Below are 13,101 nucleotides of genomic sequence, written 5' to 3'. Positions count from 1 at the left end.
TCAATCTCCAACAACTAGAGATCATGCCTTAGCAATCGCAGTTTCATACTGGCGGATCAGTTGATTAACCTCGTGTTCAAAATCAATCATGAAAGTCTGTCGATTTCCTGCAAGCAGTTTCTCAGCGGAGGCAGACGGCGCATCGGTTAGAAACTGGTTTAAGTACGCACAACAATCAGTGATGTATTGTCTTAGTTCTGCGTCGTAACGGCCGCCAGAAACGCGGTAACTGTTGACCATCCGGGTGCCGTACGCCAACAAATGATGTTGCAGTGCTGCAATTTGTTCAACGGAAACTGGCTCACTTAGCTGAGCACCCTACCCCTGAATGTATTGCCAAAGTTGCTTGAGTACTTTTTTAGCGGCTGACTTACTGCCACCATTATGGGTTTTGGCACCGCCAAAATTATAGTGTGTTTGAAATGCCACGTTAGTCGCTCACTTTCATTTTTCTTCAGAAATCTGCATTCCACTTAAAAAGTTCCCGCCATATGACACCATGACGGGAACTAACGCTCACAAATCAAAAATATTGATCAATATTTTTTTGTAAACGATTAATCCTTACTCTGAATAACGGCAACCATACCACTATCAAAAGAGAAATGACCCTTATCGCCAACAAATTCATTACTTGCATAAGAAATTGGCCGGGTGACATTTTCGTTCTTCAAATTATACTTTTCATCCGGCAGGGTGAGATTATCCACCTTTTCAAGTGTGACGAAAGCCAGATACTTTTTGTCTGGTTCCTTTGTAATCTCGTACGCACCCGGTGCAAAGAAGGTAATGGTATTTTGTTTGTCGATAAAGCGAATCTTGGGCGCGTACTGCCGATACCGGGGTTCCAAAACCATCCAGAAGTTTGCCAAAAAATGATCTAGACGGCCACCAGTGGCACCGTAAATATCTAAACGATCATACTGGTATTCATGCAAGGCAACCGTGACTGCAAGTTGCGTATCGGTTTCGTCCTTTTCTGGAATAGCCTGACGAATGTCAGAAACAGCACTCTTGACCCGCTTTAATTCATCGGCAGACAATGAATCAAAATCCCCGATGGCCACCAGCGGTTTGATGCCTAGATTTAACAACCGTAGTGTACCACGATCGACGCCAATCCAATCACCAGACACCTTACCGGCAGTTAACTGGTCAGGCCATTGGCTGGTAGGACCACCTACCAGTAAGTTGAGATGTTTCATTACTTCGTCGCATCCTTTAAGATTTTGACTTTAGCAGCAGGATCAACACCATCGAACACGTATGACCCAGCTACAGCAACCGTTGCACCAGCCTTTTGGCAATCCACAATTGTGTTGTTCTTAACACCGCCATCGACTTCAATGTCAAAGTCATAGCCTTCTGTTTGCTTTAATTGGTCTAATTGTGTGATCTTCTTCAGAGTCTCAGGCAGGAACTTTTGCCCACCAAACCCAGGATTGACCGTCATGACTAATACTTGATCAACCATGTATAACAATGGCTTGATTGCTTCAACTGGCGTACCTGGGTTGATCACAACTTCGGCCTTAGCACCCGCGTTCTTGATCAATTGCAATGCACGGTGAATATGTGGTGTTGCCTCAACGTGGACACCAATAATGTCTGCGCCGTTTTCGGCGAATTGTTCAACGAATCGTTCTGGATTTTGGACCATTAGGTGAACATCCAGGGTCATGTTGGTAATTGGGCGAATTGCCTTTAACCAACCTGGACCGTATGAGATAGCAGGGACAAACTGACCGTCCATAACATCAATATGGAGGTATTCAGCTCCCGCCTTATCCACGATTTCAATATCCTTTTGAAGATTAACATAATCAGCACTTAAAATTGATGGTGCGATTTTCATATCTATTCCCTCATTTCTCAGATTTGCGATAATTTGGTTTTTGATTTTTCAGAGCTTGATACAGCAGCAAATAATTATCGTATCGACTTTGTAAAATATCACCTGAATCAACCATTGCCTTTACAGCGCAGCCTGGTTCATTGACGTGAACACAGCCACGAAATCGACAGTTAACAGAAGCCCGACGAAACTCGCGGAAGTACTTACCAAGTTCTCTGGGGTCCAATGTAAATGTGTCGTAAGAAGAGAAGCCTGGCGTATCAGCAATCAACCCTCCAGCTACTTCTAGCAGCTGTACACGACGAGTCGTGTGCTTTCCACGGTGCAAACTAGCCGAAATTTCACCGGTTTCAAGCTCTAAGTTAGGTGCAACATGATTCAGCAGCGTGGATTTGCCAGCACCCGTTTGTCCCATGATGACGCTGACTTTACCCGCCAGCAAATCGTCAACTTCTTGAATTGCCGCCGTTGAGAACGGTCTTGCTGTATACACCACATGATACCCGATCTCACGGTAATCTTCGGCTAACTTGGCAAACTCATTTTGTTCAGCAGATGTCAGCAAATCCGTCTTGGTTAAATAAATCACCGGCTCAATATCCGCAATTTCAAGTGCCAAAAGCTGTCGATCTAATAAGTTGGTTGAGAACGCCGGCTCGCGCACGGCGGTTGCCACGATCGCTTGATCAACATTAGCAACTGGTGGTCTCAGCAACGAATTATGCCTTGGTTTAACTTCTAAAATATAGCCTTCATGGTCGTTGGGAGCATCGATTACAACTCGATCTCCCACCAACGGGGTAATTTTACGGTTCCGAAAATTCCCCCGTGCCCGGGTTCGCACCAATGTTCCTGAATCTGTCATCACATCGTAGAAACCGCTTAACGATTGTCGAATTTGGCCTTCCGCCACATCAACGCCACCTTTCATAGTTCTGAATAATTAAAAACCAGTCCTTTTTTATTATAAAAGAACTATAGGGTCTAAGTCCATTGATTTAACAGCGTTTAGCGAAAATAAATAAAAATTGGCTTCCATTTTGGCTAACCCATAAAAAATTCCGGGGTGGAAATTTACATAATTTAATAGGAAGAAAACCGCTCAAATTTCGTTGGGTGGCTTTCATATCACTTAATGACTTGGTATTCGTTATTCAGCATTTCTATGATGTCATTTGCTTGTTCCTGAGTCTGAACTTTAAAGTTAATTGATTGAAACACGCTGTACGTGTTGTTCCCTAATTCAAAGCGATCTACATCTACACCATTAATTGGGATACTCTCATAAATATGACTAGGGATATATCCAACTTTAAGATGAAGAAGATTTTCTCCCCCTTTGCTAGGTTGGATTTCATTGATCCTAGCAACCACAATATCAAACAAATCTTTGCGGTTTTTTCGGAACTTGCGTTTGCGAGGTTCGTTAAATGAAGCACTGATGGCCATATAAAATTTCATTGGTCGTCCTTTCGAGCTGGGATTGACTAAAGCAGATTGGAGTATACCAAGTAATCAACAAATTTACCAGCATAAACTCTTACTCAGTGATTTTCGTTTCATTTCGACAAACTTTTATACTATTAGTGTATAGGGAATAGTTGTTAACTGGCTATTAACCCTATAACAAAAATGATAGGAGTTACATAAATGAATTTAAGTGAACAAATGTTTCCAGTTGTAGTTATTTTAGATAATGGTTATGAAAGGACAGTTTGGGCGGATGCCAAGCCTGCCCGAAATGGTTTCGTTGGATTAACTATTCCAGCCAATTTTAAAGGCACTCAATATGATTGGTATCAAGCAAAAACTCATAACCAGTCTAATACTTACATATTACCTGCAGGAACCCTTTATCGCCAGATTATGCTTAATAAAAGCTGCCCCTTAGTTTCTTCAAGCAAATCATATTATAACGACATCTTTATTCCCCACTCTTGCATCTATGTTAAGAAGAATTTATTGTTCTCGTAGATAAGTAAAAAGCCTCCTAACCATTGCGGTTAGGAGGCTCTTATCGAGATTACTTATTTATTGTGTTACTTAATTTTCTTTACATATTGTTTGTAGGCCGTGCAGTAGAACCCGTTGTCCAGTTTTAAAATCCAAGCACCCTTGTACGGAATGACTTTGTTAACGGTAAATGGCGTTCCAACTGGCCACTTCGTAGACTTCAAACCTTTACGTTTGACCACTTTAGTTCGCTGCAAATCGTGATATAAATTTGTCCGCTTAATGACTTTGATAGCCTTTAACTCCGAGCTTTCGTAAAAAGCATTTGTGACGGCTTCCCGGCTAGCTGTGATGTACGTATGGTTAGCCAACTCGAAATACGGAACGACTGAGTGACTGAAGGTGTGGACGGCCTTAATATCCACCGCTGTGCCTGCTGGCAGCTTTAAAGCACGGTTAGACTTGCTCTTCAAGGAACCTGTCTTGTGCTGGTAGATGGTCGTCTTGGTGATGATCCGTCCAGGGTTGTAAGTAAAGTAATAGTCGTGGACGTTATCTTTAGTCATCTTTTTCGGCTTAGCCGATGTCCTGGCAGCCGTGGTGTATTGGCCGCCATAGTCCAACGAACCATCCACGCCAAGCCCCTTCCAATTGTCAGTATACTGCCAAGCTTTAGCTCCAGACACACCAGAGCTGGAACTGCCATAAGATGCCGGCCAGCCGCCTAAATGATACGAGGTGCCGATCTTCAAGCGACGAGCCCAGAACCATGAGCCTGGGCCGTAAATATCAAAATGCTTAAAACCCCTGCGTTTTAATTCGTTAAAAAATAAAGCGGCATCTGTACTTACTTGATGACGTAACGAAGGGTCCTCGGCATCAAGAACCATCAGAGTATCTTTACCTAGGCCCCACGAACGAGCAGTGTTGACCATTAAATCAGCTTCACTGGCTGGATCATGCTTGCCGTATCTAACACTGTTAAACCGAGCATAGTGGTACAAGGCCACCTTTAAGCCAGCCTTTTTTGCATTAATTACTTGGTCATGGCCACGCCCATTAACGTATGGTGTACCACCATAACCGCCCTCAGAGGTCTTAACAACTACTCCTTTAGCGCCACGTTGTCGCTTATCTAGGAAATAGCTGTAGGTCTGTGGCTGATAAGATGCGGTGTCGATAAAATATTGAGCCATAGTATCACGCCTTCTTAGTCAGAGTGATTTCACCGGCTTCATTCGTGCCGAGGGTGTACTGACAATCGTTAAGTTCAATCAGATCACCATCATCTAATTGAATGGCTGGCGGATTATCAGCGTCCAGTTTCTCTGCTGTGGAAGTGATATCTTGAACTAATTTGGTCTGTTCAGCTAATGGCTGCTTATCAGCAGACTTATTCACACCATAAATCAATTGGTAGGCTTCTTCGATGTAGTCTTTGGCCTTATCACTGTCTAAATCTACATTGAAATCCTTTGCCAACTCAGTCAGCTTAGAAACCGCCATTGCTTTCTGTTCGCTACCTGAAAAGCTAGTTGGCTGTGCTGATGTGACCAGAGTTGATGACAGTGCCTTCAAGTGGTCAACCACTTCATTGTCTTTTTTCGTCTTAGTCTGGTCTGCTACTTTTTCTAGCAAATCAAAAATCGAACTGCGATTTTTAATAAAAATGGCTACTAACAGAGTAAAACCTCCGCCGGTCAGCCATGTAATCGCGTCTGTTAAATACTTAGTCCAATTCATGACTACGCCTCCTTAGGCGTGACCACAATAGTATCACTCTTTGTTGCTGCCTTGACTGCAGCAACATTGCTGGGTGCAGCAGGCTTGTTACTCGATAGATCAATTCCTAATGATTCAACAAGTTCTTTCACCTGTCCCTGTAAGAATACAGGGACATTTTCAAATTGCTTACCGCCATCAATAACATTGGAAGCCTCTAAAATAACGGGTGTACTATAATCTTTTGTTAACATAGTTAATTCTCCTTTTTGTTTTCTCTTTCTTTACGCAAAATCTGACGTACTTCATCAGTTTCGGTCTCGGCTTTAATGCGTCGTTTGCGCTCTTCTTCAGCTGTGTTCTTCCAATAATTCATCTCTTGAAAAAGCTCCTCTCGGTGAGATTTGCGTTTGCCAAGGAGATAAGTAAAGTAGGCCGCGAACAAGCCTGGGATAATCGCAATTACCGGGTTTAGCTCTAAGATAAGGTGCCCCAAATCGGGTCCCATCACTCGCTGTCGCTCCGACTGGCTAAGATCATAATGACCGAGGTTATTGCGGCGTTACTAATCCACGGCATGTCGATACCTAAGACAATCCAATGCATTAGTTGATATAGTGTCAACACACACATCAGAAACGAAGACGCGATTAAGAGTACATGATCTAATCGTACTGCACGCTTAGTGTCATACACCCAGTAGAGCATGACTGCACCAACCAAAACAAAAAAGCCCCCAACAATATCATCATTGGCGACTCCATCAATGACCGGTGGCCACAAGAAGTATTGATCATGCGAAATGAGATGGATACCGATACCCAGCTCCGCCAGCCCAATCACGGTGTGAAAGGGGTTGTTTTTCATACAAGCAAAAATTCGATACATTGTCTGCTCACCGTCCTTTCTAAATTAATAATCCAAGCAGAAAGGCACCGATTAAGCAGCAGGTGTAGAAGATGCAGAAGTAGAATCGGCGCTGTCGTCGTTTTTTAGGATGCCGGCAACATCATCACGCAGAACTTCGGGGACTTCTTCAAGGGTACGGCCACCGTCAAGCACGTTAGCAGCGTAAAGCATGGTTAAAGCAGAAAACTTTTTATTTAAAGTCATAATTGATTACCTCTTTCTTATTTTTGATCTAGAATTGCTTGAACTTTGGGACGAATGACAACTGGAACGTCTTCAATCTTGCGGTTTCCAGCCTTAACTGATTCAGCGTATAAAGTGGCTAATGCGTTCATTATTTACCACCTCCTGCGGGTGTTGTGGTGTCACTAGCTGGCGTGGTTGAACTGCCAGCTGGAACAGCAGACAGAACTTGGTCAGATAATTCCAAAATGGCCTCTGTAGTAGTGTCACTGTCCTGCTTGTACTTAGTTTGCAGATCAGTGATCGTTGTATTAGCTGCAGTTAGTTTATCGCCCAAGTCACTGTTGGCTTGCTTGACGGCTACCAGTTCGGCATTGGTGTCTTTTAGTGATTGTTGAACGGTGTCGATTGATGGATTGTCAGCACCAGGACGTGGGATTAATGCCTTGGTATTGGGATCGACTTGATATTTGTCGAAGAACTTACCGAAATCAGTCTGGAAGGCTGACGGGATAAAAAGCTTGATCCATTTAGTTGCGTCATCACTGTCAGTTAGTGTGCTTTTAACCACATTTACATAGTTATTTTCGTCCACCTGAACATACTTAGGTGACGTTACTGCTGGTGTATCTGCCATAATTGATGGCCTCCTTTAATTTTGTTGACCATAATAAAGTCGAACATTTATAAGCGGCCAGTGCGTCTGGCCGATGCCAGAAAAGCTAAGTGATAAGTTTCGACCTGATATTGTTACTGATTCATTGTCAGCAATGTTTGCTGAATTTGACCAACTTTCTTGATTAAGCATAATAGATTTAAATTGCAAATTGGTATATTGGCTTGGAATATTCTTGATTGTTAAACTTCCATTAGTGCTGTTAGAAGTAAATAGTAGATTCTCTTTAAAAATAATCATTCCACCAATATCCATGAACTGAACTGTTCCGCTTGACGGCGTGGTATTACTTGAACTCCAACTAATTTCTTGCCAAACGCCTACTGTATCTTTATAAGTTTGTGTTTGACCGATATACTTGTGCAACACTCGCTTGGCATTTGTTATTTGTGGCATTAAAATAGCCCCCAATCACTGATTGAAGGCTTGCAAAGCTCTAAGCGGTTTAGGTGAGGGCTATGCACCCCCCCCCATATTTAGAAACGCTGTTAAATCAACGTTTGTCATACATATCACTCCTTAAATTGAGTAAAATAAAAAGCCTTAATAGGCTGTAATTGAATCAAATAAAACAAATTTAAAATTCTCACTACCGGCAAAATCATAGCCAGTCCCAACATTAGGGTATCCTGACGGAATTGGGGTAGATGTAAAGCTTAATTGATTTCCTTTTAAAGTAACTGATAATTTAGTACTCCCAATAGTTGCATAAACAAAACCCACTGCCAGCTGTGCTTTAGTAACTTGAAAAGTATAGGCTGGTTTAAACGGCGATCTAACACCCAATGCACTCGGCTGTGGGTAATATTGGGCGGCATTTTTATCTGTTTTGAAAGCAATTCCATGGGCGATTTTATCAGCTGAGGCAGTAAGCACAATAGTATTACTGCTCAATACTCTTATCTTTGGATCTTGTGGATTTGTAGCACCACCCACATGTTCAGCACCAAAGCCCAAGGCATATCCACTAAAATCATATAGTAATGTTCCTATAGGCACGTATGCAGAGTAAAACTTAGTGGTGCCTCGATATTTAGCTACAATTCTTTTACTACCAATGTTGGGACTGGTAATTTTTATTGATCCACGATATTCAGGCATTGAGGTCGCCCCCAATGTCTAATTTGCCGTGGTTCAGAGGGTGATTTTTACCCCCCCAAGGGTTATAAAGACTGTCATATCAACGTTCATAGTGTACCCTCCTTAATTACTGATTGAAACTGGCAGTACAAAATTGTAAATACCATTGTTGTGGTAAAACGTCTCAGAATCACCAACACTACTAACGATGTTATCGTTAATGTGCATGAAACTGTATCCGGAAGAAGTTGCTCCCGTACCACCAGCAACAGTTGGCCAGCCACCTTGTGAGAAATAAATATAGCTGCCATTTGAATTTACAACCCGATCAGTGATCACCTTACCGAAATCAGCTTGTGGGCTATCCTTAACTGCCTGCCAACGGCCGATGACCAAGCCCTTGGTGTCATCACTTGGTTCTACGAGAATATACATTTCACCAGTGACAATCGCCGTATTTAATTCAACCGGAAAAACCGTAATAGTTTTTGAAGTAAAGGATTGGTTAGTCCCAATGAATCTTTTTAAAACCTCTTTAGCATTAGTTGTTTCTGGCATTTTCTCACCTAACTTTCTACCACATCATAATAAGCATCAGCAACCTTCGGTGTGATAGCAGCGTATGCAGTAGCGTCACCGGTCCACCATGAGCTTGGTGCGTTACGCTTGGTAAATTCGGCAGTGATCATTGGCTGAATATGGTCGATGGCTGCCTGTTCAGCATCATCAGTATACTTTTTAAGTGTAGCCTGTAATGCTGTTAGGTCAGCAGTATGGACTAAATCAGTTGGTAAATTGACTGCCGTTTGAGGGACATACTTGTTAGCCATCGCTCGTTCATACGGTACATAATTGCCAGTTTGAGTGACTGTTAAATGCTGATACTTAACATCCGTGCCTTTTTCACTGGTAGATACCGTCACGGTACCATCCGCGGTTGCTTTCCATTTACCTTGACCAATTGCACTTGCGTTTAAGGTAGTATCTGCTACCACATCCGTACTGGAACCAGCTGAGTCTTTAAAGGTGATCTTAAATACATCGCCTTCTGTCGTCATCGATACTAAAGCACTTACATAATATTCCTGACCTTTAACTGCCACAAAAGTGTCTGTATTACCAGAATTAGCAGCTACCTGAGCATCTGTTGGTTTGCTTAATAGTTGTGGCTGTAATTGCTCAGCACTAGCAAAGTTGGTGGTCGTCCCTTGGATATTCAAAGTACCGTCACTGTTGATTTTTACATAATTGTTTAAGTCAGTAAGCTTAGCGATACCATCTGTTTTAATCTGGGCTTCTAGTGTGGTCAGTAAAGTGGTAACATCAGCGCCTTGTTTAGTCAGCGTGTCAAAAACTGAGTCGCCCTTGGCTGTGATTGCGTCCACAGCAGTAGCTACATCTATACCAGATTTTGTGATTAAATCTGCAATGCTTTTATTGCCATTATCCAGTGCCGTTTTAATGTCTGAATTTGCTTTGGTGATTACATCTTCTAGATCACCGTATAGATCTTCAAACGGCGTGATGTAATCAGCAGGTAGCAAATCAGAGATCACTTTGTCAGCTAAAACTTCTAAATCAAATTCCAGTGTAGTAATACTGCTGCCTGCTCGCATGATGCGGAAGAAGGCTTGTTGATATGAACCGGCTACAGCAAAAGCTTGTCCTGGCATATCAAACCGGAATTGCCCGTTTGTGGGATCTAAAATAACCCCGTGCTTAGAATCGATTACTCGATTAACTTTATTCGGTAAAATGCCTTCAAAAACAATGTTGCACCCCGTTAAATCAAAGGGTGAGCCATCTGCGTTCTGCACATTGACAAAGACCTGCCGCATGTCACGCTCGTATTGGCGTGCCTGCACCCAGTTATAATCACTGCCGGAAAAGTCGACTGTGAAGTTTTGCAAGTCTTTTACCACGGCTCGTTTATCTGAACCAATACTATACGTTAGTGTCTGCATCCTTTATCACTCCCTTTTCTTCTAAGATTTGTGTTACTACCATCTCAATCGAATCACTGTCAATCCCTAGTACGATCCGGTTAATTCGACTGGTTAAGCTGTCGACTGCTTTAGTTAAATCATCTTGTGTAACTGTTGGACTAGCTGTCTGATCAGCTGTCTGCAGCGATGTGATATCCGTGTGAATGTTATTTAGCTCCAGCTCGATCGCTTTAAAATTGGAGATTAATGCTTGCCGAAAGTCCTTATCAAGGGCGGTACCAAGCTCATCCGTAATTAAACTAACTGCCACTTGTTTCACCCTCTTTCGTCGCTTTGAGTGTGCCGTCATCCGCCACAGTTAAGTTAAATGTTGAGCCATCGGGCGAAAGCAACTGCAGCTGCTTGACTGGCTGAAATAACGCCTGCATTTTTAACGCATCGCTTTGCTGAAAAGTAAAGCCAAATGGCGTAATGCACGCGATAAAATTTTTACCATCAGTGGAATAGCCATAAGCTTGACCACCGCCCAGGGTGGTATCAACTCCCACACCGACATAAGCACCAGCTACCGGCTTATTTGTCTCCGCCATAAGCTGCCACCTCACTTTCTGTCCAAACCGCCGTTGGATTGGTTGTATCAGTAATCGTCTTGATTAATTGCTGTTGTGATGAAACGGCTTGGTTGATCTTCTTGGTCCGGTTGGTCTGATAATCAAGGATGTTTTGTGAGGTGTTGTTCAGGGTGATACTAGTATCCTGCGTTTGACTCAGTGGATACCAGGTATACGCCACAACCTGTACGTTGGTCACAAAACCAGTTATTCGATTTTCCAGCCGTCGCATTTCACCGGCTACCGGTTTAAAATTGCCCTCCATCGTCACATCAATTGAGAGCGCTGGTTCAGGTACCATTTGTGATTTAGCAACCTCATCTGCAGTAGCTGCGTCTTGAGCTGTATCTACCGTGATGTCATCACCGGGATGCAAGCCCCATTTGTCCACACTGGTCTGATTGGTCAGAATGTGCGGTTCAAAGTAATACTGAGGTGTGTCATCCTCAGTAGAATCATCACCGTTGTCAGCACTTGAAGAATCATCTGGAACAATGGGCGTTACCTTATAGCCCCAAGTGTCACCCTGATTCATTGGTGTTGGGTGGTAGCCCCACTTGTCGCCTTGACTGTCTCCTGAATCATCAGTTGTACTAGTATCAGCTTCAACGTCGTCTGCACTGGTATCGTCCATACTAACTGACTCAGTATCATCCGTGGTGTCTGTGTCGTCGCCATCATCTGTAGCTTCCACCTCAGCACCGTAGACCTTCACCTGATTTACGATATCAGTTGAGTCATAAGTCAGTTCAATTTCACGTGTGTTATTTAGATAGTCCACCCGATTACCTAAATCTTTAGCCCAGGCATCTGCCGTATAAATCTGTATCTTTTTGTTGTCCGCAAAGATAACGGCGGTAGGCCAAGTATCAACGATCAGTGATAAAGCGTCACTACCCGACCCGTTACCGACATCGTCTGTAATAGTCTGAGCATCAAATGTGCCATAGATCTCATACGTAAAGCCCATCGTATTGGCGGCAAAATAAAACGCCATTATGCTATTAGGCGTAAATGACGTATCGGTAGAAATATTATATTGACGAACCCGCGAGCATTCGAGGTAAATATGTGTAGCCGTCACTTGTACGGTGTTATAGCCTTCTGATGAGTCAGAAACACATTGTTTGATGATGTATTCTTGCCCACCATAAAAGATACTTGATTCACTATCAAGCATTTCATATGCTAGCGACTGATCATCCCATGCCGTCAACTGCAGCTCATAGGTGCTATTAACTTCCCAATCAATTTCAAAACTATCGCTCACGACTGAGTTTAATGGTTCCTTATAGGCGCTGCCCAGTCCCTGAACTAAGATTTTATCAGGCAAGATAAATAAATGGGAAGCTAAAGGTAATATCAACCGCTGTTGCGCCTGTAGCAGTGATTGAGTTAAAACCAGGGTTGAGTGTGATATTGCCAAAATCAGTATTCGCACTAGCCGGTTTTCCATTTAGTGTCGTATTGATACCATTTAAAACAATTTGGTCGCTACTGGTAGCAGCCTTAGTGTATGACCAGCTTGAACCATTGGTTGAGTTAGTCAGAGTTAAGTTATCACCAGTAAAATTAATGATGATTCGTAGTTCGTGCCGTTGTAAATATGGCTCAATTGCGATATCGGAAGCATTAAATACTTCAAACGAAGTAGTGGTGAAATGGTAACCGATTGCGGTATCTGTGGGTAAATTCATTCCAAACTGGCTGTTATCAGCTGTCAGCTGGTCGGAGTTAACTGCCGAATATAAATAGCCACTAGGATTATCGAACGGAATTGCAAACTGTACATCGTGCGTGCCAGGTTCATCAATTGTAATTTCAAACGGTGTTGTCCGCACGTACTTGACTAGTGACGGCTGTGCATCCGTTCTTAACCTGAGCATTCGCCGGTTGGCAAACAGCTTATAAATTTCGTGTTTAGCCATTACATAATCGTAATAGTCACCAAAATGTAACCAGAAATTAGCTGTCACGGTACTTTTATCAAACGTTTGCGAGGTTAATAACTCGCCATCCACAGCAGCATCAGTTTGGTACGTATTCAACAGATTAGGGCTTGTTGAGTCGCCCAAAAAAGTTAGTCCCCGAATTGCTTCAGAGACCTCCACTTCATCCGTATCATCATACTGGACATACAGTTTTGGTCGTTTCGACATTTTTCAA

At 42.8% G+C, this 13,101-nt stretch carries 22 protein-coding genes; 1 reads left to right on the top strand and 21 read right to left on the bottom strand.

The window, feature by feature from the left end; translation table 11 throughout:
* Positions 1-21: 21 nt before the first annotated feature.
* The 5 genes from HC026_RS02110 to HC026_RS02090 all read right to left on the bottom strand — a co-directional run bounded on the left by HC026_RS02110 (position 22) and on the right by HC026_RS02090 (position 3,316).
* On the bottom strand, positions 22-240 hold the full coding sequence (locus HC026_RS02110; protein WP_168924334.1) for a hypothetical protein: 219 nt from the start codon (positions 238-240) through the stop codon (positions 22-24).
* 317 nt (positions 241-557) lie between these two features.
* The gene (locus HC026_RS02105) at positions 558-1,205 is read right to left on the bottom strand and encodes a thiamine diphosphokinase (RefSeq protein ID WP_168924333.1); all 648 of its coding nucleotides are present in this window, start codon (positions 1,203-1,205) and stop codon (positions 558-560) included.
* Positions 1,205-1,855, bottom strand: coding sequence for a ribulose-phosphate 3-epimerase (rpe, locus tag HC026_RS02100; protein WP_168924332.1), 651 nt, complete (start codon positions 1,853-1,855; stop codon positions 1,205-1,207). The genes HC026_RS02105 and rpe overlap by 1 nt, the downstream gene beginning before the upstream one ends.
* A gap of 10 nt (positions 1,856-1,865) precedes the next feature.
* Positions 1,866-2,768 (bottom strand): ribosome small subunit-dependent GTPase A, encoded by a 903-nt coding sequence (gene rsgA / locus HC026_RS02095; protein WP_168924331.1) that lies wholly within the window; start codon positions 2,766-2,768, stop codon positions 1,866-1,868.
* A 215-nt stretch (positions 2,769-2,983) separates the two neighbouring features.
* Positions 2,984-3,316 (bottom strand): hypothetical protein, encoded by a 333-nt coding sequence (locus HC026_RS02090; protein WP_168924330.1) that lies wholly within the window; start codon positions 3,314-3,316, stop codon positions 2,984-2,986.
* Between the two features lie 189 nt (positions 3,317-3,505).
* Between HC026_RS02090 and HC026_RS02085 the strand changes: the two genes are divergently transcribed.
* Entirely contained in the window at positions 3,506-3,829 is a 324-nt protein-coding gene (locus HC026_RS02085) for a hypothetical protein (protein WP_168924329.1), read from the top strand.
* A 65-nt stretch (positions 3,830-3,894) separates the two neighbouring features.
* Here HC026_RS02085 and HC026_RS02080 read toward each other — a convergent pair whose 3' ends face one another.
* The 16 genes from HC026_RS02080 to HC026_RS02010 form a co-directional block, all read right to left on the bottom strand.
* Positions 3,895-5,004: a GH25 family lysozyme gene (locus HC026_RS02080; protein ID WP_168924328.1), complete on the bottom strand. Its 1,110-nt coding sequence runs from the start codon at positions 5,002-5,004 to the stop codon at positions 3,895-3,897.
* Positions 5,005-5,008: 4 nt separating this feature from the next.
* Complete coding sequence (locus tag HC026_RS02075) at positions 5,009-5,551, bottom strand: hypothetical protein (RefSeq protein ID WP_168924327.1); 543 nt, start codon at positions 5,549-5,551, stop codon at positions 5,009-5,011.
* Positions 5,552-5,553: 2 nt separating this feature from the next.
* Positions 5,554-5,784 (bottom strand): hypothetical protein, encoded by a 231-nt coding sequence (locus HC026_RS02070; protein WP_168924326.1) that lies wholly within the window; start codon positions 5,782-5,784, stop codon positions 5,554-5,556.
* 2 nt (positions 5,785-5,786) lie between these two features.
* Positions 5,787-6,038, bottom strand: a complete 252-nt coding sequence (locus tag HC026_RS02065; RefSeq protein ID WP_168924325.1) for a hypothetical protein — start codon at positions 6,036-6,038, stop codon at positions 5,787-5,789.
* On the bottom strand, positions 6,038-6,397 hold the full coding sequence (locus tag HC026_RS02060; RefSeq protein WP_168924324.1) for a hypothetical protein: 360 nt from the start codon (positions 6,395-6,397) through the stop codon (positions 6,038-6,040). The genes HC026_RS02065 and HC026_RS02060 overlap by 1 nt, the downstream gene beginning before the upstream one ends.
* Positions 6,398-6,469: 72 nt before the next feature.
* Complete coding sequence (locus HC026_RS02055; RefSeq protein WP_168924323.1) at positions 6,470-6,643, bottom strand: CD1375 family protein; 174 nt, start codon at positions 6,641-6,643, stop codon at positions 6,470-6,472.
* Positions 6,644-6,660: 17 nt separating this feature from the next.
* Positions 6,661-6,774, bottom strand: a complete 114-nt coding sequence (locus HC026_RS12855; RefSeq protein ID WP_269814098.1) for a CD1375 family protein — start codon at positions 6,772-6,774, stop codon at positions 6,661-6,663.
* Complete coding sequence (locus HC026_RS02050; RefSeq protein WP_168924322.1) at positions 6,774-7,259, bottom strand: hypothetical protein; 486 nt, start codon at positions 7,257-7,259, stop codon at positions 6,774-6,776. Before HC026_RS02050 ends, HC026_RS12855 begins: the two co-directional genes overlap by 1 nt.
* A 15-nt stretch (positions 7,260-7,274) precedes the next feature.
* Positions 7,275-7,694: a hypothetical protein gene (locus HC026_RS02045; RefSeq protein WP_168924321.1), complete on the bottom strand. Its 420-nt coding sequence runs from the start codon at positions 7,692-7,694 to the stop codon at positions 7,275-7,277.
* Between the two features lie 147 nt (positions 7,695-7,841).
* Entirely contained in the window at positions 7,842-8,399 is a 558-nt protein-coding gene (locus HC026_RS02040; RefSeq protein ID WP_168924320.1) for a hypothetical protein, read from the bottom strand.
* 102 nt (positions 8,400-8,501) lie between these two features.
* The gene (locus tag HC026_RS02035) at positions 8,502-8,936 is read right to left on the bottom strand and encodes a hypothetical protein (protein ID WP_168924319.1); all 435 of its coding nucleotides are present in this window, start codon (positions 8,934-8,936) and stop codon (positions 8,502-8,504) included.
* Between the two features lie 8 nt (positions 8,937-8,944).
* Entirely contained in the window at positions 8,945-10,342 is a 1,398-nt protein-coding gene (locus HC026_RS02030) for a phage baseplate upper protein (RefSeq protein ID WP_168924318.1), read from the bottom strand.
* Positions 10,323-10,634, bottom strand: coding sequence for a hypothetical protein (locus HC026_RS02025; protein ID WP_168924317.1), 312 nt, complete (start codon positions 10,632-10,634; stop codon positions 10,323-10,325). Before HC026_RS02025 ends, HC026_RS02030 begins: the two co-directional genes overlap by 20 nt.
* Positions 10,624-10,914: a hypothetical protein gene (locus tag HC026_RS02020; protein ID WP_168924316.1), complete on the bottom strand. Its 291-nt coding sequence runs from the start codon at positions 10,912-10,914 to the stop codon at positions 10,624-10,626. Before HC026_RS02020 ends, HC026_RS02025 begins: the two co-directional genes overlap by 11 nt.
* Positions 10,898-12,301, bottom strand: coding sequence for a prophage endopeptidase tail family protein (locus tag HC026_RS02015; RefSeq protein WP_168924315.1), 1,404 nt, complete (start codon positions 12,299-12,301; stop codon positions 10,898-10,900). The genes HC026_RS02020 and HC026_RS02015 overlap by 17 nt, the downstream gene beginning before the upstream one ends.
* A complete protein-coding gene (locus HC026_RS02010) occupies positions 12,261-13,094 on the bottom strand; it encodes a phage tail domain-containing protein (protein ID WP_168924314.1) in 834 nt (277 codons plus the stop codon). Before HC026_RS02010 ends, HC026_RS02015 begins: the two co-directional genes overlap by 41 nt.
* Positions 13,095-13,101: the final 7 nt, after the last annotated feature.

The organism is Secundilactobacillus angelensis (assembly GCF_012641075.1).
GTDB classification, from domain to species: domain Bacteria; phylum Bacillota; class Bacilli; order Lactobacillales; family Lactobacillaceae; genus Secundilactobacillus; species Secundilactobacillus angelensis.
This window is presented reverse-complemented; position numbering and strand designations above follow the sequence as displayed.

What these genes read in the sequence shown, in the direction of transcription:
- HC026_RS02110 (WP_168924334.1), bottom strand. Translation starts at nt 240, where the DNA reads ATGGTCAACAGTTACCGCGTTTCTGGCGGCCGTTACGACGCAGAACTA.
- HC026_RS02105 (WP_168924333.1), bottom strand. Translation starts at nt 1,205, where the DNA reads ATGAAACATCTCAACTTACTGGTAGGTGGTCCTACCAGCCAATGGCCT.
- rpe (WP_168924332.1), bottom strand. Translation starts at nt 1,855, where the DNA reads ATGAAAATCGCACCATCAATTTTAAGTGCTGATTATGTTAATCTTCAA.
- HC026_RS02090 (WP_168924330.1), bottom strand. Translation starts at nt 3,316, where the DNA reads ATGAAATTTTATATGGCCATCAGTGCTTCATTTAACGAACCTCGCAAA.
- HC026_RS02085 (WP_168924329.1), top strand. Translation starts at nt 3,506, where the DNA reads ATGAATTTAAGTGAACAAATGTTTCCAGTTGTAGTTATTTTAGATAAT.
- HC026_RS02080 (WP_168924328.1), bottom strand. Translation starts at nt 5,004, where the DNA reads ATGGCTCAATATTTTATCGACACCGCATCTTATCAGCCACAGACCTAC.
- HC026_RS02075 (WP_168924327.1), bottom strand. Translation starts at nt 5,551, where the DNA reads ATGAATTGGACTAAGTATTTAACAGACGCGATTACATGGCTGACCGGC.
- HC026_RS02070 (WP_168924326.1), bottom strand. Translation starts at nt 5,784, where the DNA reads ATGTTAACAAAAGATTATAGTACACCCGTTATTTTAGAGGCTTCCAAT.
- HC026_RS02065 (WP_168924325.1), bottom strand. Translation starts at nt 6,038, where the DNA reads ATGGGACCCGATTTGGGGCACCTTATCTTAGAGCTAAACCCGGTAATT.
- HC026_RS02060 (WP_168924324.1), bottom strand. Translation starts at nt 6,397, where the DNA reads ATGAAAAACAACCCCTTTCACACCGTGATTGGGCTGGCGGAGCTGGGT.
- HC026_RS02055 (WP_168924323.1), bottom strand. Translation starts at nt 6,643, where the DNA reads ATGACTTTAAATAAAAAGTTTTCTGCTTTAACCATGCTTTACGCTGCT.
- HC026_RS12855 (WP_269814098.1), bottom strand. Translation starts at nt 6,774, where the DNA reads ATGAACGCATTAGCCACTTTATACGCTGAATCAGTTAAGGCTGGAAAC.
- HC026_RS02050 (WP_168924322.1), bottom strand. Translation starts at nt 7,259, where the DNA reads ATGGCAGATACACCAGCAGTAACGTCACCTAAGTATGTTCAGGTGGAC.
- HC026_RS02045 (WP_168924321.1), bottom strand. Translation starts at nt 7,694, where the DNA reads ATGCCACAAATAACAAATGCCAAGCGAGTGTTGCACAAGTATATCGGT.
- HC026_RS02040 (WP_168924320.1), bottom strand. Translation starts at nt 8,399, where the DNA reads ATGCCTGAATATCGTGGATCAATAAAAATTACCAGTCCCAACATTGGT.
- HC026_RS02035 (WP_168924319.1), bottom strand. Translation starts at nt 8,936, where the DNA reads ATGCCAGAAACAACTAATGCTAAAGAGGTTTTAAAAAGATTCATTGGG.
- HC026_RS02030 (WP_168924318.1), bottom strand. Translation starts at nt 10,342, where the DNA reads ATGCAGACACTAACGTATAGTATTGGTTCAGATAAACGAGCCGTGGTA.
- HC026_RS02020 (WP_168924316.1), bottom strand. Translation starts at nt 10,914, where the DNA reads ATGGCGGAGACAAATAAGCCGGTAGCTGGTGCTTATGTCGGTGTGGGA.
- HC026_RS02010 (WP_168924314.1), bottom strand. Translation starts at nt 13,094, where the DNA reads ATGTCGAAACGACCAAAACTGTATGTCCAGTATGATGATACGGATGAA.